The organism is Siccirubricoccus phaeus (assembly GCF_008360935.1).
GTDB classification, from domain to species: Bacteria; Pseudomonadota; Alphaproteobacteria; order Acetobacterales; family Acetobacteraceae; genus Siccirubricoccus; species Siccirubricoccus phaeus.
In genome coordinates this window covers 65,619-86,579 of the sequence record NZ_SRXO01000028.1, presented here as the reverse complement: position 1 = coordinate 86,579, position 20,961 = coordinate 65,619, and the positions used below count along the sequence as shown (strand labels likewise).

Sequence of the window (20,961 nt, the reverse complement as noted above, 5' to 3'; positions counted from 1 at the left end):
AGCTTGCCCAGGCAGTGCGGTTCCATCTTCGCCCATTGCGCGTCAGTCAGAACGAATCGCTCCATCCAGAGCTTGAATCACATCTCGCACAGGTCGCAAATCCCAAATCTCAACAGACCCTAGAGCAAACTCCGATCAGGTGGAATCACTTGGTCGGAGTAATTTGCTCGCTTGAACAAAGACCTGGAGCATTCTCCATGCAGCTTGGTGCATGGAGAATGCTCCAATTCCCCTACGACGTTGCTGCGCAACGCCGCGAGGCCCCGATTCGCTGGCCGGGAGCGGTCTCGCACCGCCTGCCGCGGCAAAACCGCGGCAGGACAGCGGGCGGCGAGTCGGAAATGCCGGGGCCGGCGTCTCCGGCAGGCGCTGCGCGGGTGCAAGGGTGCGCCGGGCCCAGGGGCCGGGACGCGTCTCAGCCCTGGCGCCGGGCCTCCGCCTGTTGCAGGAATGCCGTCATCGCCTCGTCCTTGGCGGCGTTCCAGGCCCAGCCCGCGGCGGTGGCACCCCAGCGATGGTCGCGCTTCGCCAGGTCGGCCCCATGCTCGATCAGGAAGCCGGCCGCGGCGAAATTCCCGTACAGCGCGCATTCATGCAGGATGCTCGCCGGCTCGTGCGTGCTCCAATCCGTGTTCACATCCGCGCCATGGGCGACGAGGAACGCCGCGACCTCCAGCTTCCGGTTCATGCAGGCCCAGGCCAGGGCGACATCCAGCACCTGCTGCACGCTGCCCTCCCCCCAGCGCAGATTCATCCGCGCCGCCGGATTGTTCACCGGGTAGTGGCGGCGCAGCTCGCCCAATTGCGGCCGGCCCTCGGCGTCGAACCAGCTTCGGACCCGCGGCAGGTCGCCCAGCCCGGCGGCATGCGGCAGGTCGTCCGGCAGCGGCCAGATGGGCGTCAGCAGCGGCACCAGATGGGCGTGGCCATATTCCAGCGCGAAGACCGGGGCGGCGGAGGGCGGCGGCGGCGCGCAGCGCGCCAAGGCCGGGCGGAGGCCCAGCAGATGCTCGATGAAGCGCCCACGGTCGAGCAGGGTCGCGCGCTCCAGCAGCTCCACCTGCAACGGGAGGCCGGCCTCGCCCAGCAGCTCCGGCGCCTCCTCCAGCCGGCGCGCGAAGCCGGGCAGGTCGTCCTCGCCGATCGTCCGCAGCACCTCATTCACCACGAAGCTGCGCCAGGGGCCGCCGAAATCCTGCGGATTCTCGCCGAAATAGGCGATGAAGCCGGGCCGCCCCGGCCCGCCATCCACCCGCCGGCCGAGCGCCGGGTCCAGGGCGATGCAGCGGTCCAGCAGGAAAGCCGCGGCCTCCGCCTGGCGCAGCCGGGCCGCCTGGTGGAAGGCCTCGGCCAGCGCCGCCGCCGGGTCGCCGCCGGCCGCCTCGGGCCGTGGCGCGCCGGCGGCGTCGAAGCAGCTCCGCACCGCCGCCAGCTCGCCCAGGGCGGCATGGGTCAGCAGGCAGGCCGGCAGCACCCCCTTCCGCCGCAGCAGGGCCAGCATGCCGCCAGCCCGGGCATTCAGCGCGTTGCGCCACAGCCCGGGCGCCACCACCGCGCCTTGGTCGAGCAGCAGCTCGGCACAGGCCGCGCGGGTATAGGTCCGTTCCCGCGCCGGATCGCCGCTGTCCCCGAAGGAATTGACGGCGGCGCCGAGCAGGGTGCCGCCCTCCTCATCCTGCCAGGCGAGCAGGCCGGGATGTTCGGCCAGAAGCTGCCGCAGCCGGTCGAGGTCATCGGCATGGATGGCCCGCTCGGCCTCCAGCGCCGCCCAGTCCAGCCCGCGGCCGAGGCGCCGCGATACCTCCTCCCGCAGCGCCTGCCAGCCGGGGAAGCCGTATTCCCGGGCCAGCGCCAGCAGCGCGTCCCGATGGGTGGGCGGCGGCCGGAATTCCGGAAGCTGGGCGCGCAGCCGGTCGAGCGCCGCCGCCTCCCCGGCGGCGGCGGCGCGGAGCAGCTTGCGGGCCTGCTTGCGCAGGGCGTCGAGCGAGGGGCGGGCCGGCAGGCGCCGCAGGGCGGGACGGTCAGGGGTCATGGCGAGCTTCTTTCGCAAGCGCCTGAAACCCGCTGACACCAGGCTGAAAGAAGACGCGATAGGGCCGGGCAAGGCTGGACAGGTGGGAATGGTCCCTTGCCGCGGGCCGGCGGCGCCCTGCCGGCGCGCTGCGGAAAGCAAAGCCGGGGCCTGCCGGGCTTGTCAACGGGGGCCGCGGTGGCCGTTGGGGGCAGAGCCGGTTGCCCAGGGCGCGCCCCTGCTTCGGCCCCCCCGATCGGGGGCTTTGCCCCCGAACCCCCACCGGGGCCAGGACCTGGCCCCGGACCCCGGTCTGCGTTTTTGGCCCGCGGGTTGAACGGGCCGACTCGAGGGCCGGGCCTCGATTGCCGCGGCTCCGGAGCTTGGGCGTTGCGCCTCCGCCCCCTCCCGGGCTAGACCCGGCTTACCCGCAGACCCCGCGCGGGAGAGAGGGGCCTACCGCCCCCGCCGAAGGCGCAACCGGCCCCCGGAAACGCTCAGGCAGAAGGGCCGCGCGGGTAGGGACCTCTGGAAAGCCTGGGGCCGCAAGGCCCTGGCACCGACGGAGTAAGGCACCGCAACGCATCACGGGATGCGAGAGGGGCGCCGAATCTCTCAGGTTACCGGACAGAGGGGGGCCACGAGCGCAACTCACGCCGCCACCGCGGCAGGGGGATTCGTGGCCGACACCGAGAGCTTGCTCACCACCCCGCTCGATTCGCTGCATCGCAGCCTCGGCGCCCGCATGGTGCCCTTCGCCGGCTACGCCATGCCGGTGCAGTACCCGGCCGGCATCCTGGCGGAGCATCTGCACACCCGCGCCCAGGCAGGGCTGTTCGATGTCTCCCATATGGGCCAGGCGGAGATCCTCGGTGACGGCGCCGCGGCGGCGCTGGAGCGGGTGACGCCGGCCGATGTCCAGGGGCTGAAGCCGGGCCGCCAGCGCTACGGGCTGCTGACCACCGAAGCGGGCGGCATCTTCGACGATTTCATGGTCGCCAATCTCGGCGACCGGCTCTTCCTGGTGGCGAATGCCAGCCGCAAGGCCGAGGATTTCGCCCTGATCGCCGCCGCCCTGCCGGCCGGCGTGACGCTGCAGCCCCTGCCGGACCGCGCCCTGCTGGCCCTGCAAGGCCCAGGCGCTGCCGCCGCCCTGGGGGGGCTGGCCCCGGCGCTGACCGCTCTCTCCTTCATGGGCGTCGCCGCGGCGGAGATCGCCGGCGTGCCGGTGCTCGCCAGCCGTAGCGGCTATACCGGCGAGGATGGCTGGGAAATCTCCTGCCCCGCCGAACAGGCCGAGACCCTGGCGAAGACCCTGCTGGCGCAGCCGGGCGTCGCGCCCGCCGGCCTCGGCGCCCGGGATTCCCTGCGGCTGGAAGCGGGCCTCTGCCTCTACGGCTCCGATATCGACGAGACGACCAGCCCGGTCGAGGCGGCGCTGATCTGGACCCTCGGCAAGCGCCGCCGCATGGCCTGGGACTTTCCGGGCGCCGAGCGGGTGCGGGAGGAGCTGGCGAACGGCCCGCAGCGCCTCCGCGTCGGGCTGAAGCCGGAAGGCCGCCAGCCGGCCCGTGGCCATACCCCCATCCATGCCCCGGGCGGCGCGCAGATCGGCGAGATCACCTCCGGCGGCTTCGGCCCCAGCCTGGGTGGCCCCATGGCCATGGGCTACGTCGCCCGCGAGCACGCCGCGGACGGCACCGCGCTGGAGCTGCTGGTGCGTGGCAAGCCCCTGCCCGCCCGGGTCGCCCCCATGCCCTTCATCCCCCACCGCTACGCCCGATAAAGGATCTCCTCCCAATGTCCGAACTGCGCTTCACCAAGGACCATGAATGGGTGCGGGCGGATGGCGACGCCGCCACCATCGGCATCACCGACCACGCCCAGAACGCCCTGGGCGACGTGGTCTTCGTCGAGCTGCCGGAGGTGGGCCGCGAGGTCACCGCCGGCGAGGCCATCGCGGTGGTGGAGAGCGTGAAGGCCGCCTCCGACGTCTATGCCCCGATCGCCGGCACCATCACCGAGGTGAACAGCGCCCTGACCGAAGACCCCGGCCTGATCAACCGCGAGCCCACCGGCGAGGGCTGGTTCTTCAAGATCGAGCCCAAGGACCCGGCGGAGATCGCCGCCCTGCTGGACGATGCCGCCTATGCCGCCTTCGTGGAGAGCCTGGCGTGAGCGGCGGGTCTGATCGCGGAGCGGAGCGAAGCGTAAATCAGCCCCGCCAGGCCAATCTCCTCGAGGAGCTGGCCGCGCTTGAGGATCGCGGCGAATTCGCCCGCCGGCATATCGGCCCGGGCGAGGCGGAGATCGCCGCCATGCTGAAGCTGGTGGGCGCGGAGAGCCTGGAGGCGCTGGCCGGCCGCACCGTGCCGGCCGCGATCGCCGGCGCCGACCTCTCCGTGCTGCCGCCCCCGGCGACGGAGGCGGCGGCGCTGGCCGAATTGCGGGCGCTCGCCGCGCAGAACCGGGCCGACATCAAGTCGCTGATCGGCCTCGGCTATCACGGCACCCACACGCCGCCGGTCATCCTGCGCAACGTGCTGGAAAACCCCGGCTGGTACACCGCCTACACCCCCTACCAGGCGGAAATCGCCCAGGGGCGGCTGGAAGCGCTGGTGAATTTCCAGACCATGATGGCGGACCTCACCGGGCTGCCCGTCGCCAACGCCTCCCTGCTGGACGAGGCAACGGCGGCGGCCGAGGCGGTGGCGCTGGCCCATGCCGCGCACAAGGGGAAGGGCAGCACGCTGCTGGTCGCCGCCGATCTGCATCCGCAGACCCTGGCCGTGGTGCGGGTGCGGGCGGAGCCGGTCGGGATCAAGGTGGTGGTGGCGCCGCCGGCCGAGATCATCGCCGCCATCGCCACGGTGCAGCCCTTTGCGCTGCTGCTGCAATACCCCGGCACGACGGGGGAGGTGCGCGACCTGGCACCCGAGATCGCCGCGGTGCAGGCGGCGGGCGGGCTTGCCATCGTAGCCGCCGATCCGCTGGCGCTGACGCTGCTGCGGCCACCGGGCGAGATGGGCGCGGATGTGGTGGTCGGCTCCACCCAGCGCTTCGGCGTGCCGCTGGGCTATGGCGGGCCGCATGCCGCCTATATGGCGGTGAAGGATGCGCTGAAGCGCTTGCTGCCCGGGCGGCTGGTGGGCGTTTCCGTCGATGCCGCCGGCAACCCGGCCATGCGCCTGGCCCTTCAGACGCGCGAGCAGCATATCCGCCGCGAGAAGGCGACGAGCAACATCTGCACCGCCCAGGTGCTGCTGGCCGTCATGGCCGGCATGTATGCGGTGTGGCATGGGCCGGAGGGGCTGACGCGCATCGCCCGCCGCGTCGCCCTGCAGGCGCGGCTGCTGGCCGCCGCCGCCGAGGAAGGCGGCTTCACCCTGCGCCATGCCACCTTCTTCGACACCATCGCCATCGAGGCTGGCGACCGCGCCGAATCCCTCGCCGCCGCCGCGCTTGCCCGCGGCTTCAACCTGCGGCGCGAGGGCGGGCTCATCGGCATCGCCCTCGACGAGACGGTGACGCGGGAGGAGCTGACGAGCCTCGCCGAGCTGCTGGGCGGCGGTGCGCTGGAGACGCTGGAACCGGCCGGCGGCATCCCCGTCTCCCTCGCCCGCACCTCGCCCTTCTGCACCGCCGAGGTGTTCAACAGCCATCACAGCGAGCATGCCATGCTCCGCTACCTGAAGCGGCTGGAGGACAAGGACGTCGCGCTGAACCGCAGCATGATCCCGCTGGGGTCCTGCACCATGAAGCTGAACGCGACGGCGGAGATGATCCCCATCACCCTGCCGGGCTTCGCGGGGATCCATCCCTTTGCCCCAGTGGACCAGGCGCAGGGCTATCTGACGCTGATCCGCCGGCTGGAAGGCTGGCTGGCCGGCATCACCGGCTTCGCCGCCGTCTCCTTGCAGCCCAATGCCGGCAGCCAGGGCGAGTATGCGGGGCTGCTGGCCATCCGCGCCTGGCACCAGGCGCAGGGCCAGGGGCAGCGCGACATCTGCCTGATCCCGAGCAGTGCGCATGGCACCAACCCGGCCTCCGCGGTGATGGCGGGGATGAAGGTGGTGGTCGTCGGCTGCGACCGGGACGGCAATGTAGACGTGGCCGATCTACGCGCCAGGGCGGAGCAGCATGCGGACCGGCTGGCCGCGCTGATGATCACCTACCCGAGCACGCATGGCGTGTTCGAGGAAGCCATCCGCGAGATCTGCGCCCTGATCCATGAGAAGGGCGGCCAGGTCTACATGGATGGCGCCAACATGAATGCGCAGGTCGGGCTGACCTCGCCGGCGGCGATCGGCGCCGATGTCTGCCACCTGAACCTCCACAAGACCTTCTGCATCCCGCATGGCGGCGGGGGGCCGGGGGTGGGGCCGATCGGCGTCGCGGCGCATCTGGCGCCGCATCTGCCGAACCATCCGCTGCTGGCGGAGGCGGGGCCGGCGACAGGCTATGGCCCGGTGAGTGCCGCGCCCTTCGGCAGCGCCGCCATCCTGCCCATCTCCTATGCCTATATCCGCATGATGGGCGCCGCGGGGCTGACGCGGGCGACGCAGGTGGCGATCCTCAACGCCAACTACATCGCCAGGCGGCTGGAGGGGCATTTCCCGGTGCTCTATCGCGGCGCCCGCGGCATGGTGGCGCATGAATGCATCCTGGATTGCCGCGGCTTCCAGCAGGGCGGCGGCGTGCTGGTCGAGGATATCGCCAAGCGGCTGCAGGATTACGGCTACCACGCGCCGACCATGTCCTGGCCGGTCTCCGGCACGCTGATGGTGGAACCCACCGAGAGCGAGCCGAAGGCGGAGCTGGACCGGTTCTGCGAGGCGATGATCGCCATCCGCGCCGAAATCCGCGCGGTGGAGCAGGGCCGCAGCGACCGCGCCGACAACCCGCTGAAGAATGCGCCCCATACCGCCGAGGAAGTGATGGCGGCGGAGTGGAAGCATCCCTACAGCCGGGAGGAAGCCGCCTTCCCGCTGCCCTTCGTGCGGGCGCATAAATTCTGGCCGCCGGTGAAGCGGGTGGACAATGTGCATGGCGACCGGAACCTGGTCTGCACCTGCGCGCCGCTGGAAGCCTATGCGCAGCAGATGCAGCTTCAGGCCGCCGAGTAGGTGTTGAGGGAGGGCTCTGCCCTCCCTCAAGCTCCCATCCGCAAAGGGCCGAAAGGCCCTTTGAACCCTTGAGTTTTGCGGTTCGACCTTCGGGTCTAAAATTCATGGTTTCCAAAGGCCCTTCGGCCTTTGGCGGGTGGAGCTCGAGGAGGGCAGAGCCCTCCTCGACACCGCGGCACGGAAAATGCCACGCCCCCCAAGACCAACGCCGAGGAGCGCGCCCTTGCCCGCCACCCATCACATCGAACCCACGCTCGAGAACATCCGCTGGGGCGCCTTCGACGCTGCCGTGAAGCCGGTGAAGGAGGTCGATCCGGGCGATCTCGTCATCCTCGAATGCGTCTCCGGCGGGCCGGAGGTGATGCCGCCCGCGTCCAGCGGCCTTTCCCTGCCGCCCCGCCTCGCCGCCATCCACGCCGCCGGCGTCCCCCGCCTCGGCCCGCACATCCTGACCGGCCCCGTCGCCGTGAAGGGCGCCGAGCCCGGCGATTGCCTGAAGGTTGAGATCGAGCGCATCGACCTCGGCTGCGACTGGGGCTTCTGCGCCTTCCGCCCGCTGATGGGCACCCTGCCGGAGGACTTCCCCTACAAGCGCGTCCTGCACATCCCGGTGGACAGGCAGGCGATGACCGGCCAGGTCCCCGTCGGCCCCGGCATCACCCTGCCCCTCGCCCCCTTCTTCGGCGTCATGGGCGTCGCCCCGCCGGAGGAGTGGGGCGTGATCTCCACCAAGGAGCCGCGCGCCCATGGCGGCAACCTGGACAACAAGGAGCTCGGCGCCGGCGCCACCCTCTACCTCCCGGTCTTCGTCCCCGGCGCCAATTTCTCGGCCGGCGACGGCCACGGGGTGCAGGGCGATGGCGAGGTCTGCATCAACGCGCTGGAGATCTGCCTCACCGGCCATTTCCGCCTGAGCCTGGAAAAGGGCGGCGGCGCCCGCGACCCGGTGCTGAAGTATCCGCGCGCCGAAACCGCTACCCATTTCATCAGCATGGGCATGCATGAGGATCTGGACCTGGCGATGAAGCAGGCGCTGCGGGAGATGATCGCCTTCATCGTCTCCCGCTCCAACCTCTCGGCCGCCGATGCCTATCAGCTCTGCAGCCTCTGCGTGGATTTCCACGTGACGCAGACGGTGAATGGCGAGAAGGGCGTGCACGGCCTGCTGAAGAAGGGGTTGCTGTTCTGACATTCCCCACGACGGAGGACGCAGCCTGAAGCGGTGAAGCCGCTTCAGGCCCGTCGCCTCAGTGCCAGCGCTGCGCGAGGCGTCGCGGCGCCGGCATCCGCCGCTGGCCGCGCGCCGCCAGCGCGCCGGCGGCCAGGGCGCCGAGCCCCGCCAGCACCGTCGCGGTCAGCGCCGGATGGAGCTGCGCTTCCAGGAACAGGCTGGTGCGCCGCAGCGGCGCCACCGGCCGCATCAGGCTCTTCTCCGTCCCGTCCTCGCGCGGCTCGTGAAGGTTGTCCGCCCGCGCCGGCTTCGGCCGCTTCTGCGTGGTCTGCGCGCTGAAGCCCACCGCTTCCAGCACCCGGTCGGTGGCACGCGGGAAGAGGTTGCCCATCAGCGAGATGGCATGCCCGCCGAAGCCCACCACGATCTCCCGCTTGCGATGCGCGCAGGCATGTAGGATGGCGCGCGCCACCAGCCGCGGGTCATAGGCCGGCGGCGGAATCCGCACGCCCGGCGTGCCCAGCAGGTTCTTCGCATGCTCCTGGAAGGGCGTCTCGATGCCGGAGGGCTTGATGAGCGTCACGCTGATCGGCGCGCCCTCCCGCTCCAGCTCCATGCGCAGCGCGTCAGTGAAGGCGCGCACCGCATGCTTGGTGGCGGAATAGGCGCCCTGCAGCATCATGGCGCGGTCGGAGAGCACGCTGCCGACATTGATGATGGCGCCGCCGCGCCGGCGCAGCGCCCGCGCCGCGATGGTGCTGCCATGCACCACGCCCCAGTAATTCGTCTCGAACAGCCGGCGGTGATCCTCGAGCGGCAGCTTCTCCAGCGCGCCGAAGACCGAGGTGCCGGCATCGTTCACCCAGGAATCGAAGCCGCCGAAGGCCTCCTCGGCCTTCTTCGCCGCCGCCTCCAGCTCCTCCAGCTTGCCGACATCGGCCACGGCGTAATCGGCGCGGGCGCCGCGGTGGCGCAGCTCCTCGACGATATGCGCCAGCGCCTCCTCATTGCGGGCGATGAGGAAGACCGCCGCGCCGGCCCGGGCCGCGGCCCGGGCGGTGGCCAGGCCGATGCCGGAGCTGGCGCCGGTGATGACGATGGTCTGCTGCGAGAGCGGCTTCAGCCGGATCCACGCCATGGGGCACCTCGGGGTCAGGGGGATGCGGCCTCAACCGCGCCCCTGCGCCCAAGTTCCCGCCGCCGGACGCCCCGCTCCCCCTTGCCGCCCACGCTGCCCGTTGCCCTGGCGCGGCTTTGCCGCGCCAGGCTGTGCGAGGCGCCGATCGCCCGGCGCCTCCGGGGCTCCCGCAAGGGCGCGCAGCGACCTTGCGGGGGTCAAATCGTCAGCGTGCCGGCCTTGGCGGCGGCGTAGCGCTGCGCGACGGAATCCCAATTCACCACATTCCACCAGGCGCGGGTGTATTCCGGGCGGCGGTTCTGGTAGCGCAGGTAGTAGGCGTGCTCCCACACGTCATTGCCCAGCAGCGCGCGGCCGCCTTCCATCAGCGGCGTGTCCTGGTTGGGCTTCTGCTGGATCGCCAGCCGCCCTTCCCGCGTCACTGTGACGAAGGCCCAGCCGGAGCCGAATTGGGTGTTCGCTGCCTGCTCAAAGCGGGTGCGGAACTGGTCGAAGCCGCCCAGGTCGCGGTCGATCGCCGCCAGCAGCTCGCCGGAAGGCTGGCCGCCGCGCCCGCCCATCACGCCCCAGAACATGGTGTGGTTGGCATGGCCGCCGCCATTGTTGCGCACCGCGGCGCGGATGCCCTCCGGCAGCTCGCCGAGCTTCGCCAGCAGATCCTCCAGCTTCAGGGCGTGGAGCTGGCTGTGCTCGCGCAGCGCGGCGTTCAGGTTGTTCACATAGGCCGCGTGGTGCAGGTCGTGGTGGATCTGCATGGTGCGGGCGTCGATCGCCGCCTCATTGGCGTCATTGGCATAGGGCAGGGGCGGCAGGGTGAAGGGGCCGGAAGGCGGCGGGGCGGATGCCGGTGCCGCCGCCTGGGCGAAGACCCGGCGTGGCAAGGCGAGGGTGAGGGCAGCGCCGGCCCCCAGGAACAGGGCGCGGCGGGCGGCGGTGGCGGGCATCCTCGGTCTCCCTTGATGGTTGCGGCCAAGATGGGCGGCCCTCCGTACCCCGCCAAGGGCGATGCTGCCTGCGGCCATAGGCTGCCGGGCATCGGCGGCGGCGCCAGCCCACCATGGCCTGTCGCCCGCCCGCGACGGGCGCCCTCCCCTCGGTGCCCGCCGCCAGCCGCCAGCCGCCCCATGCTGGCTCGTCGCCCATCCACCAAGGGCACCCGTCCCCACAATGCGCGCCGCCGGCCCCAAGCCGCCCCGTGCTGCCTCGTCGCCCGCACCGAGCCTCCTGCCGCCGGGGCTGGTGGCGGCGCTGCGAACCGGATCGCCTGCTGCCCTGCCGCGGCTTTGCCGCTTCAGGCCGTGCGACGCGCCGCTCGCCCAGCCCCTCCAGGGGCCCCCATGACGTTGCGCAGCAACGTCATGGGGATGTCGTCATGGGGATAAGATCATGGGGGTCTCGCGGTAGGCGAAGGCAGCATAGGCATCCCAGGCGACGGCGGCCGGGCCGCCCACCCGCGGCAGCCGCCCGCCCGGCGGCCGCCGGGCCACCAGCACCCCGCCCTCCCCCACCCCCAGCACCAGCCGGACCTCCGGCCCCAGGAAGACCACCTCCTGCAGGCTGGCCGGCAGGGCGCCCTCCCCCAGCTCCTCGGCGGACATGGCCGCCACCGCCACCTTCTCCGGCCGCACCGCGACGATGCAGCGGCTGCCCGGGCCGCCGGCATCGGCCAGCCGCGCCTCCAGCTCCGGCCCGCAATCCAGCCTCACCCGGGCCATATCCTCCTCCAGCGCCAGCACGGTGCCAGGCAGGCGGTTGTTCTCGCCGATCAGCCCGGCGACGAAGGCGGTGGCCGGCGCGTCATACAGCGCCTGGGGCGGGCCCTCCTGCACCACCTCGCCGGCCTCCAGCACCAGCAGCCGCCCGGCCAGCGCCATCGCCTCCGCCCCTTCCGGCGTGGTCAGCAGCACCGCCTGGCCCAGGCGGCGGAACAGGCTGCGCCATTCCAGCGCCAGGGCGCGGCGCGGGCCGGGGTCCAGCCCGGCCAGCGGATCGTCCAGCAGCAGCAGCGCCGGGCCGGGCGCCAGCGCCCGCGCCAGGCACAGCCGAAGCTGCTGCGCCGGGCTGAGCTGGGGCGGGCGCTTGCCCTCCTGCCCCTCCAGCCCGGTCCGGGCCAGCAGCCGTGCCGCCCGGGCGGGCCGTTCCGCCGCCGGCCAGCCGGCCAGGCCGGGCGCCAGATTCTCCAGCACCGTGCGGTTGCGGAACAGCGCCGCCGGCGGCGGCAGCAGCCCGGGCGGCCCGCCCGGCAGCCGCACCCGCCCCGCCGCAGCCCTCGCCTGGCCGGCCAGCACCGCCAGCACCGCCCCGGCCCCGGCGCCGAGCAGCGCCACCACCTCCCCCGCGCCCAGCCGCAGATCCAGCGCCCGCAGCCCTGCCCCCGGCAGGCCGAGCCCTTCCACCTCCAGCACCGGCGCTGTATCCTGCATGGTAGCACGCTCCCCTGCCGCCCGGCTTGCAGTCAGCGCATCCGGCGGAACCCGGCAAGGCCGGGCGGCGTTGCAACGGCAAGGTTACCCCAACGCAAGGAGCCGTCTCGATGAGCAGCAGCAGCGCCGCCAACGACCTCTCCCAGGATGCCCGCAAATTGAAGGACCAGGCGAAGGAAGGCGCCGCCCGGGTGGGCGACGATGCGCGGGAGGAGCTGGCGAAGCTCCGCGCCCAGGTGGAGAAGCTGATGGCGGAACGGGTGACGCCCGCCCTGGCCGGCGCCGCCGACCAGGTGCAGGATTACGCCGAGCGCGCCCGCGCCAGTATCGAGGAGCGCGCCGACGCGCTGAGCGAGACGGTGCGGGAACGGCCGCTGCTCGCCGTCGCGGTGGCGGCGGTGGGCGGTTACCTGATCGGCCGGCTGATGGGCGGGAACACCTACGTCTATCCGCGCGACCAGCGCTGAGATGCAATTCTTCCGGCTTCTCCGGGTGGCGGCGCAGGCGGAAGGGCTGCGCTGGCGGCGGATGGGCCGCGGCTACGCCATTCAGGCAGCGCTCGGCCTTGCCGCCGCCGCCTTCGCGCTGATGCTGCTGGTCATGCTGCATGTGGCGGCACTGATCTGGCTGGCGGAAGGCCGCAGCGGCATCGCCGCCGCGCTGATCCTCGCGGTGTTCGACCTGGTGGTGCTGGCGGTGCTGGGCTGGCTTGCCGCCCGCGGGGTGGAGGATCCGGTGGCGCTCGGCGCCGCCCGGGTGCGGGACGATGCGCTGCAGCAGATCGGCGACCAGGCGACGCGCGCCGCCCTGCTCGCCCCCCTGCTGAAGAGCCAGTCGGCGAAGAAGGGGCTGATCGGCGCCGCGGTGACGGCGGCGGTGGTCGGGTTGCTCACGCGGCGCTAGCGGGTTAGGCGATCCCCTCGGATAGCGAGAGGGGACGCCGCCCGATGAGCGAGACCGCCGAGCCTACCCTGGTCACCCGGCTGGAGGGCGCCGCCGGCACCCTGCTGATGAACCGGCCGAAGACGCTGAACGCGTTGGACCTGGAGATGATTCGCGGCTTCCAGGCGGCGCTGGACGCCTGGAAGGACGATCCGGCGGTGCAGCTGGTGCTGCTGGAGGGCGCCGGCGGCAAGGCGTTCTGCGCCGGCGGCGATGTCCGCCGCATCCGGGAATTCGCCATCGCCGGGGACACCGCCGCCATCGAGGCCTTCTTCGCCGAGGAATATGCGGTGAACCGGGGCATCGCCCTGTTCGGCAAGCCCTGGATCTCCCTCATCGACGGCGTCTGCATGGGCGGCGGCATCGGGGTTTCCATCCATGGCGCGCCGCGGGTGGTGACGGAGCATGCGCTGATGGCGATGCCGGAGACAGCGATCGCCCTCTTCCCCGATGTCGGCACCAGCTATTCCCTGCCCCGCCTGCCCGGCGCCATCGGCACCTGGCTGGCCCTGACCGGCGCCCGGTTGCGCGGCGGGGATGCGGTGGCGGCGGGGCTCGCCACGCATTTCGTGCAGCGGGCGAAGCTGCCGGCGCTGCGGCAGGCGCTGCTGGGCGGCGACCCGGCGGTGGTGGCGCAATTCACCGAAACCCCGCCGGAGGCCAGCTTCGCGCCGCACCGCGCGGCGATCGACCGCTGCTTCTCCCAGGACAGCGTCGCCGGCATCCTGGCGGCGCTGGAGGCCGAGGGCACGGCGTGGGCGGCGGAGCAGGTGAAGGTGCTGCGGCGCATGTCGCCCACCAGCCTCGCCGTTTCCCTGCTGCTGCTGCGGCGGGGCGCCGGCGCCTCGCTGGATGAATGCCTGGCGATGGAGCTGGCCCTGACCCGCAGCGTGGTGAACAAGCACCCGGATTTCCGCGAGGGCGTGCGCAGCGTGCTGGTGGACAAGGACGGCACGCCGAGCTGGACGCCGGCGAGGGTGGAGGAGCTGGACCCGGCGGCGATCGAGGCGCTGTTCCGGGGCTAGAGCGTGATCGGTTGAGGTCGAATCGACTGAAACCGTGAATCACGCGACCGAACAATGAGCTAGAGCGGGGCGGGTGAGCGCAGCTCAACCGCCCCGCTCTAGAGCAGATCGCCGGAAGGCGGCATCGCCCGGAGGCGTGAATCTGCTCTATCATCAATAAGATAGAGCGTCTTCACGCTGCGCAGTCAGCGTGAAGACGCTCTAGTATCCCGATTCCGCAGTCCTGCGGACTTTGGAATCGGGACACTGGCTGTTGTTTTCAGTGACCTGCTAGTCCGCTGCGGTCGCTGGAAAATCCAGCGAACTTCGCGGGCAGGACACTGGAGCATGTCAGGCCGGGCGGAATCGCCCGGCGATTCGAACCGCGCCAGGGTGATGGGCCGGGGCGGCGTCACGCCGGCATGGTCGGCGTGGCGCTGCTCAGGGCCGGACCGCTCCAGGTTGCGACAACCGAAGCCTGACGTGCGGCGTCAGCGAAAGCGAGCATCACGCGCCGGACGCCGCGGACGCGCCGGGGAAGAGGACCGGACGCGGCCGGGGCGCCGCGCGCCCAGCCCTGCCGAGGACATGGCGGCGCTGCCCTCCCGGCGGCGCCACGGGGCCGCCAGCCTGCCCCGGGCATGGCCGCGCCACGTGCTGCATCTCCGCCTCGCCGAACTGTCATAGTACTGGTCCCGGATGGGACAGATGATCCCGCCGCTGGTCCCCTCGCCCATGGCAACGAATTTCTTGGACAATCGTCCTTCCAAGAATTCCTCATGCGCAGAGCGCAAGGCTGACTTGAGAAAACCACCGCCTTTAGGATGACACTGGGATGAAAACCTGGGCAATCCGTGCCAGGAGTGCAATGTCATCCTTTCATCCATAGTCTCCGCCGGCGTTGTCTGGCGATTTCCGGGGACCTCACACAACGGGGAGCCCCTGTGTCGATGCCACATGTGAATACCAGGGCCTGGCTGCTGCTGACGGCGGCGGGGCTCGCCCTGCTGTCCTCGCCAGCCTTCGCCCAGGACGCCGCGCGGCTGCAATCCATCGAGCAGCAGATCCGCGCCCTGCAGGGCGAACTCGCCCGGCTGCGCCGGGAATCCGCAGCGCGGGAAGCCGAGACCCGCGCGGCGCGCGAGGAAGCCGCGCGCGCCCGCACCGACGCCGCCGCCGCCCGCCAGCAGGCCGCCACCGTGCCGGCGCCCGCCCCGGCGCCCGCCGCGGACCAGGTACGCCTCTCCATGCCGGGCGGCCGCCCCACCTTCACCTCGGCCGATGGCCGCTTCCAGGCCTCCATCGGCGGCCAGGTGCAGTGGGATGTCGGCGGCGCCATCCGCGGCGCCCCGGGCACGCCGAACAACCGCGGCGTGCCGGACATCAACTCCTTCGGCCAGAACCTGCGCCGCGCCCGGATCCCCTTCACCTTCCGCTTCGATGACGTGACCCTGAACGTCACGCCGGATTTCGGCGGCTCGCCGGACGGCACGCCGACGCTGTACGAGGCGAATTTCAACTGGAACCCGATCCGCCCGCTGACCCTGACCCTCGGCTACTACAAGCCCTACATCACCCTCTATGACTCGGTCAGCTCCAACGACTTCCTGATGCTGGAGCGGCCGAGCATCGTCGAGGTCGCCCGCAGCATCTCGGCCGGCGATTCCCGCTCCTCCCTCGCCGTGCGCTGGGCCCAGAACCGCTTCTTCGCCGCCGCCGCCCTGACCGGCGACGCCTACGGCACCAACAGCAGCCAGACGGTGCGCGGCCAGACCGGCTTCGTCGGCCGCGTCGCCGGCCGGCCCGTGGCCACCCCGGACGTCGATGTGCATCTCGGCGTCTCCGGCTCCTACGCCTTCGACATCCGCCGGCAGTCCAGCGGCCAGACCCTGCAGCTCCGGGACCGGGTGGAGATGCGGATCGACCAGAACCGCCTGATCGACACCGGCAGCCTGCCGGCCGACAGCGCCTATGTGGTCGGCGGCGAGTTCGGTGCCCGCTGGCGCAACTTCCTGCTCATGGGCGAATACTACCAGATCGGCGTGCAGCAATCCGATGCCGGCGCCGCGCCGCGCCCCGACCTGACCTTCGAGGGCGGCTATGTCGAGGCGAGCTGGGTGATCACCGGCGAACGGCACGGCTACAGCACCTCGAACGGCGCCTTCAGCCGGCCCAACCCGGCGCAGCCCTTCAGCTTCGCCGGCGGCGGCCCCGGCGCCTGGGAGCTGGCGGCCCGCTACAGCGTCATCGACCTGAACGACAAGGTGTCACGCGGCCAGCCGCAGAGCCTGACCGGCGGCGTCTTCGGCGGGCGGCAGGAGGTGATCGGGACCTCGCTCTCCTGGTATCCGACCAATTACCTCCGCTTCGTGCTGAACTGGGACATCGTGAACGTGGACCGGCTGAATGCCGCCGGCACCACGCAGATCGGCCAGCGCTTCCACACCCTGGCGCTCAGGACCCAGCTGGCCTTTTGAATCGGACGGGTTTGGGATAAGGGGCGGCCTTCCGCGGCCGCCCCGCCCGAAGAGACGTCCAGATGAATCCAACACCCAGCCTGCCGCCTGAAGTGCCCAAGGGGGCGCTGGACGATAGTACCGCGAAGCGCGTCGAGGCGCTGATCGAGGAGGAGGAGGGGGCACAGAACCGCTTCTCCGGCTGGCTGGGCTGGCTGGGCACCGGCCTCGCCTTGGCCATGGCGCTGTTCCATCTCTGGGCCGCCTGGGACATCGTGCCGACGACGACCTTGCGCTTCGTCCATGTCGGCTTCGCGATGGGGCTCGGCTTCCTGCTGTTCCCCGTGGCGCGGCGCTGGCGGCACCGGCTGATGCCCTGGGACGTGCTGCTGATCGCGGCCGCCCTCTACGTCACCTGGTACCTGCTCTGGGGCGGCGATGCGATCGGCACGGAGCCCCTGATCGACCGCTACGTCTTCCCGGAATACCAGGATCTGGTCGTCGGCTGGATCCTGGTGGTGCTGGTGCTGGAGGTGGCGCGGCGGGCGACCGGCTGGGTGATGCCGGTGGTGGCCGGCTGCTTCATGCTCTACGCCTTCTTCGGCAACCATCTGCCGCCGCCCTGGCAGCATCAGGGCTATGATACCGAGCGGCTGATCCCGCACCTGACCATCACGCTGGACGGCATCTTCGGCACGGCCGTGGATGTCTCGGCCAGCCTGATCATCCTCTTCACCATCTACGGCGCCATCCTGCAGATGTCGGGCGCCGGGAAATTCTTCGTCGATTTCTCCTTCGCCGCCACCGGCGGGCGGGCGAGCTCGGCGGGGCGGACGGTGGTGCTGTCCTCCTTCCTGCTCGGCGGGCCCTCGGGCTCGGGCGTCGCCACCACGGTGACGCTCGGCACCGTCGCCTGGCCGATGATGCGGCGCGTCGGCTACCGGCCGGACGATGCGGGCGGGCTGCTGGCCGCGGGCGGGCTCGGCGCCATCATCTCGCCCCCCGTACTGGGGGCGGCGGCCTTCCTGATCGCCGAGTATCTCAAGATCGGCTATCTGGAAGTGCTGCGCATGGCGGCGGTGCCGACCGTGCTCTACTACGCCTCCCTGCTCTTCATGGTGGAGCTGGACCAGCGGCGGATCGGCGCGGCGGGCCCAGGGGCGGGCCGGAGCGGCGAGGCCATCGTCACCGAGGGCGCCTGGGCGCTGACCAAGAAATACGGCTTCCACTTCTCCTCGCTCGTCGCCATCGTCGTCTTCATGGTGCTCGGCTATTCGCCGACGCTCTCCGTGCTCTACGCCATGGTGGTGGCGGTGCTGCTCTCCTTCCTGCGGCGGGAGAGCGCGCTGTGGCCGAAGCGGCTGGTGGAGGCGCTGGCCGCCGGCGCGGTGCAATCCGTGGGCATCGCCGCCACCTGCGCCTGCGCGGGCATCATCGTCGGCGTCATCACCCTGACGGGGCTGGGGCTGAAATTCAGCGAGATCGCCATCCAGGCGGCGGGCGGGTCGCTGGTGGTGACGGCGCTGTACACGGCGCTGATCGTCTGGGTCGTGGGATTGGCCGTGCCGGTGACGGCCAGCTACATCATCTGCGCCGTGGTGGCGGCGCCGGCACTCATAAAACTCGGCGTGCCGGACTACGCGGCGCATATGTTCGTCTTCTACTATGCGGTGCTCAGCGAGGTCTCGCCGCCCACCGCGCTCTCGCCCTTCGCCGCGGCGGCGATCACCGGGGCGGGTCCCTACCGCACCACGCTGCAGGCCTGGAAATACACGCTGCCGGCCTTCGTGCTGCCCTTCGTCTTCGTCACCGACCCCGATGGGGTAGGGCTGCTGCTAGCCTTCAAGCCGGGCATGGGCTGGGGCGACGTGCTGTGGCAGATCCTGCTGGCGGCGGCCGGGCTGGCGGCGATGGCGGCGGCCTGCCAGGGCTACGCGCGGCGGGCGCTGGCGAGGTGGGAGCGCGCGGGGCTCGGCATCGCCGGGCTGCTGATGGTGTTCCCGGCGCTGGTGGAAGGCAGCTTCGGCGACGCGCTGCCGGCGCCGCACTGGCTGGGGCTGGCACTGGGCGCCGTGCTGCTGGCGCTGCAATGGCGAGGGGGAAGAGCGGCACCGGCGGAGTAGGCGGGGGCTTCGCCCCCGAACCCCCAGCAGGGGCTCTGCCCCTGCACCCCGCCGGGGCCAGGACCTGGCCCCGGACCCCGGTCTGAGCTTCAGACCCGACGGTTCAACCGCAAAACGCACACCGGGGTCCGGGGAGGGGTCCCCTCCCCGGCGGGGGCATGGGGGCAGAGCCCCCATTCTTCCTTTTTTCCTTACCCCACCGCCTCCGCCCGCAGCCGCCGCGCCGCGTGCACCAGGTTCTCCACCGCCGGCCGCACCTCCGCCCAGCCGCGCGTCTTGCAGCCGCAATCCGGGTTCACCCAGAGCCGCTCCACCGGCACCCGCGCCGCCGCGCGGCGCAGCAGCCCCGCCATTTCCTCCGCCCCCGGCACGCGCGGGCTGTGGATGTCCCACACCCCTGGCCCGATCGCGTTCGGGTAGTCGAATTCGGCGAAGGCCCGCAGCAGCTCCATGTCGCTGCGCGCGGTCTCGATGGAGATCACGTCCGCATCCATCGCCGCGATATGGGCGATGATGTCGTTGAACTCGCTGTAGCACATGTGGGTGTGGATCTGCGTCGCATCCGCCGCGACGCTCGCCGCCAGGCGGAAGCAGGCCGTGGCCCAGCGCAGATACGCCGGCTGCGCCGCGCGGCGCAGCGGCAGCCCTTCGCGGAAGGCCGGCTCGTCGATCTGGATGATCGCGATGCCGGAGGCCTGCAGATCCGCCACCTCGTCGCGGATCGCCAGCGCGATCTGCCGGCACACCGCCTCGCGCGGGATGTCGGTGCGGACGAAGGACCATTGCAGCATGGTCACCGGGCCGGTGAGCATGCCCTTCATCGGAAGCTGCGTCAGGGACTGGGCGTAGGCGGCCCAGCGCACCGTCATCGGCGCCGGCCGCGCCACGTCGCCCCACAGGATGGGCGGCGCGACGCAGCGGCTGCCATAGCTCTGCACCCAGCCATGCTTGGTGAAGGCATAGCCGGCGAGCTGCTCGGCGAAGTACTTCACCATGTCGTTGCGCTCGAACTCGCCATGGACGGGCACGTCCACGCCGATCTCGTCCTGCCAGCGCACCGCTGCCTCGGTCAGCCGGGCAAGGCCCGCATCATGCTCCGCGGTGGTGATCTCGCCGCGCGCCAGCTTCGCCCGCAGCGCCCGCACCTCGGCGGTCTGGGGGAAGGAGCCGATGGTGGTGACGGGCAGGGGCGGCAGCTTCAGCCGTGCCTGCTGCGCCTTGGCGCGCTCGGCATAGGGGCTTTCGCGCCGCTCCATTTCCGGCGTCACCGCCGCCAGGCGGGCGGCGACGGCGGGGTCGTGCAGCCTTGCGTCCTGGCGCGCGGCGGCCACCGCGGCGTCGCTCTCGGCCAGGGCGGCGGCGATGGCGGCATCGCCCTCCGTCACGCCCTTCGCCAGCAGGGCGATCTCCGCCAGCTTCTCCTCGGCGAAGGCGAGGCGGCGCTTCAGCGTGGGGTCCAGCGCCGTCTCCTCCGCCAGGCTGTGCGGCACATGCAGCAGGGAGCAGGAAGGGCCGACCATCAGCCGCTGGCCGAAGCCCGCCTCGGCCGCCTGCCGCGCCAGGCCGAGCGCCGCGCGCAGATCGGTGCGCCAGACATTCCGCCCATCCACCAAGCCGAGCGAGAGCCAGCGATCCCGCGGCAGCACCTCGAGCGCCGGGGCAAGCTGCTCCGGCGCCCGCGCCAGATCGAGATGCAGCCCGGTGACCGGCAGGGCGGCGGCCAGGGGCAGGTTCTCCTCCAGCCCGCCGAAATAGGTGGCGAGCAGCAGGCCGAGCCCGGGTGCCGCCTCGGCCAGGGCGCGGTAGGCGGTGCGGTAGGACTCCGCCGCGCCTGGGGGCAGGTCGGTGACCAGGCAGGGCTCGTCGAGCTGCACCCAGGCGGCGCCGGCCTCCGCCAGGTTCCGCAGCAGCGCCGCATAGGCCGGCAGCAGCCTGGGCAGCAGGGCAAGCGGCGCGGTGCCCTCCGCCCCCTTGGCGAGCAGCAGGAAGGAGACGGGGCCGAGCACCACCGGGCGGGTGCGGGTGCCGGCGGCCAGCCCCTCACGCAGCGCCTCCGTCCAGCGGTCCTGCACCAGGCGGAATTGCGTATCGGGGCCGAGGCGGGGGACCAGATAGTGGTAGTTCGTGTCGAACCACTTGGTCATCTCGAGGGCCGGGGCCTCCGGCGCGATGCCGGCCGCGCGCTCCGCCGCCGTGCCGCGCGCGCCGCGGGCCAGGGCGAAGAGGGTGGCGAGGCTCGCCGGCCCTTCCCCGTCCCAGCCATAGCCGGGCGGGATGGCGCCGAAGGCCAGCGCGGTTTCCAGCACATGGTCGTAGAGGGCGAAATCGCCGGAGGGGATGTGGCTGATGCCGCTGCCCTGCTGGCGGGTGCGGGCGGCTTCGCGCAGCCTGGCGGCGGCGGCGAGCAGCGCGGCCTCGTCGGACTGCCCGGACCAGTAGGATTCGAGCGCGGCCTTCAATTCGCGCCGCCGGCCGATGCGGGGATAGCCCAGGGTGCTGGCGATGGTCATGTGTCAGCTCTCCGTCGCCCGGTGCGCCCAGCCCGGCCGTCAGGGTGGCACGCCCCC

At 71.8% G+C, this 20,961-nt stretch carries 14 protein-coding genes and 2 riboswitches; of the genes, 9 read left to right on the top strand and 5 right to left on the bottom strand.

The window, feature by feature from the left end; translation table 11 throughout:
- Positions 1-415 precede the first annotated feature (415 nt).
- Complete coding sequence (locus tag E5N76_RS26465) at positions 416-2,032, bottom strand: ankyrin repeat domain-containing protein (protein ID WP_149540866.1); 1,617 nt, start codon at positions 2,030-2,032, stop codon at positions 416-418.
- Positions 2,033-2,443: 411 nt separating this feature from the next.
- Positions 2,444-2,534, top strand: a riboswitch (glycine riboswitch).
- Between the two features lie 2 nt (positions 2,535-2,536).
- Positions 2,537-2,645, top strand: a riboswitch (glycine riboswitch).
- Positions 2,646-2,690: 45 nt separating this feature from the next.
- Between E5N76_RS26465 and gcvT the strand changes: the two genes are divergently transcribed.
- The 4 genes from gcvT (at position 2,691) to E5N76_RS26445 (ending at position 8,326) form a co-directional block, all read left to right on the top strand.
- On the top strand, positions 2,691-3,797 hold the full coding sequence (gene gcvT, locus E5N76_RS26460) for a glycine cleavage system aminomethyltransferase GcvT (RefSeq protein ID WP_235907895.1): 1,107 nt from the start codon (positions 2,691-2,693) through the stop codon (positions 3,795-3,797).
- 14 nt (positions 3,798-3,811) lie between these two features.
- Positions 3,812-4,189: a glycine cleavage system protein GcvH gene (gene gcvH / locus E5N76_RS26455; RefSeq protein ID WP_149540862.1), complete on the top strand. Its 378-nt coding sequence runs from the start codon at positions 3,812-3,814 to the stop codon at positions 4,187-4,189.
- Entirely contained in the window at positions 4,186-7,137 is a 2,952-nt protein-coding gene (gene gcvP, locus E5N76_RS26450) for an aminomethyl-transferring glycine dehydrogenase (protein WP_207792120.1), read from the top strand. Before gcvH ends, gcvP begins: the two co-directional genes overlap by 4 nt.
- A gap of 223 nt (positions 7,138-7,360) precedes the next feature.
- Positions 7,361-8,326, top strand: coding sequence for an acetamidase/formamidase family protein (locus E5N76_RS26445; protein ID WP_235907894.1), 966 nt, complete (start codon positions 7,361-7,363; stop codon positions 8,324-8,326).
- 58 nt (positions 8,327-8,384) lie between these two features.
- Here E5N76_RS26445 and E5N76_RS26440 read toward each other — a convergent pair whose 3' ends face one another.
- The 3 genes from E5N76_RS26440 to E5N76_RS26430 all read right to left on the bottom strand — a co-directional run bounded on the left by E5N76_RS26440 (position 8,385) and on the right by E5N76_RS26430 (position 11,869).
- Positions 8,385-9,446 (bottom strand): SDR family oxidoreductase, encoded by a 1,062-nt coding sequence (locus E5N76_RS26440; protein WP_149540858.1) that lies wholly within the window; start codon positions 9,444-9,446, stop codon positions 8,385-8,387.
- A 197-nt stretch (positions 9,447-9,643) separates the two neighbouring features.
- Entirely contained in the window at positions 9,644-10,390 is a 747-nt protein-coding gene (locus tag E5N76_RS26435) for a superoxide dismutase (protein WP_149540856.1), read from the bottom strand.
- Between the two features lie 426 nt (positions 10,391-10,816).
- The gene (locus E5N76_RS26430; RefSeq protein WP_149540854.1) at positions 10,817-11,869 is read right to left on the bottom strand and encodes a TOBE domain-containing protein; all 1,053 of its coding nucleotides are present in this window, start codon (positions 11,867-11,869) and stop codon (positions 10,817-10,819) included.
- 110 nt (positions 11,870-11,979) lie between these two features.
- On the opposite strand from E5N76_RS26430, the gene E5N76_RS26425 reads away from it, so the two are divergent.
- From E5N76_RS26425 to E5N76_RS26405, 5 genes are all read left to right on the top strand, one after another.
- Entirely contained in the window at positions 11,980-12,336 is a 357-nt protein-coding gene (locus E5N76_RS26425; RefSeq protein WP_149540852.1) for a DUF883 family protein, read from the top strand.
- 1 nt (position 12,337) lies between these two features.
- Positions 12,338-12,772, top strand: a complete 435-nt coding sequence (locus E5N76_RS26420; RefSeq protein ID WP_149540850.1) for a hypothetical protein — start codon at positions 12,338-12,340, stop codon at positions 12,770-12,772.
- A gap of 44 nt (positions 12,773-12,816) precedes the next feature.
- Positions 12,817-13,836 (top strand): enoyl-CoA hydratase/isomerase family protein, encoded by a 1,020-nt coding sequence (locus E5N76_RS26415; protein WP_149540848.1) that lies wholly within the window; start codon positions 12,817-12,819, stop codon positions 13,834-13,836.
- A gap of 929 nt (positions 13,837-14,765) precedes the next feature.
- On the top strand, positions 14,766-16,292 hold the full coding sequence (locus E5N76_RS26410; protein ID WP_149540846.1) for an OprO/OprP family phosphate-selective porin: 1,527 nt from the start codon (positions 14,766-14,768) through the stop codon (positions 16,290-16,292).
- 62 nt (positions 16,293-16,354) lie between these two features.
- Positions 16,355-18,394, top strand: coding sequence for a TRAP transporter permease (locus E5N76_RS26405; protein WP_149540844.1), 2,040 nt, complete (start codon positions 16,355-16,357; stop codon positions 18,392-18,394).
- Between the two features lie 191 nt (positions 18,395-18,585).
- Here E5N76_RS26405 and metE read toward each other — a convergent pair whose 3' ends face one another.
- Positions 18,586-20,904, bottom strand: coding sequence for a 5-methyltetrahydropteroyltriglutamate--homocysteine S-methyltransferase (metE, locus tag E5N76_RS26400; protein WP_149540842.1), 2,319 nt, complete (start codon positions 20,902-20,904; stop codon positions 18,586-18,588).
- Positions 20,905-20,961: the final 57 nt, after the last annotated feature.

Bases quoted from the DNA above. Each gene is read 5' to 3' on its own strand.
- E5N76_RS26465 (WP_149540866.1), bottom strand. From the start codon at position 2,032: ATGACCCCTGACCGTCCCGCCCTGCGGCGCCTGCCGGCCCGCCCCTCG.
- gcvH (WP_149540862.1), top strand. From the start codon at position 3,812: ATGTCCGAACTGCGCTTCACCAAGGACCATGAATGGGTGCGGGCGGAT.
- E5N76_RS26440 (WP_149540858.1), bottom strand. From the start codon at position 9,446: ATGGCGTGGATCCGGCTGAAGCCGCTCTCGCAGCAGACCATCGTCATC.
- E5N76_RS26435 (WP_149540856.1), bottom strand. From the start codon at position 10,390: ATGCCCGCCACCGCCGCCCGCCGCGCCCTGTTCCTGGGGGCCGGCGCT.
- E5N76_RS26430 (WP_149540854.1), bottom strand. From the start codon at position 11,869: ATGCAGGATACAGCGCCGGTGCTGGAGGTGGAAGGGCTCGGCCTGCCG.
- E5N76_RS26425 (WP_149540852.1), top strand. From the start codon at position 11,980: ATGAGCAGCAGCAGCGCCGCCAACGACCTCTCCCAGGATGCCCGCAAA.
- E5N76_RS26420 (WP_149540850.1), top strand. From the start codon at position 12,338: ATGCAATTCTTCCGGCTTCTCCGGGTGGCGGCGCAGGCGGAAGGGCTG.
- E5N76_RS26415 (WP_149540848.1), top strand. From the start codon at position 12,817: ATGAGCGAGACCGCCGAGCCTACCCTGGTCACCCGGCTGGAGGGCGCC.
- E5N76_RS26410 (WP_149540846.1), top strand. From the start codon at position 14,766: ATGCCACATGTGAATACCAGGGCCTGGCTGCTGCTGACGGCGGCGGGG.
- E5N76_RS26405 (WP_149540844.1), top strand. From the start codon at position 16,355: ATGAATCCAACACCCAGCCTGCCGCCTGAAGTGCCCAAGGGGGCGCTG.
- metE (WP_149540842.1), bottom strand. From the start codon at position 20,904: ATGACCATCGCCAGCACCCTGGGCTATCCCCGCATCGGCCGGCGGCGC.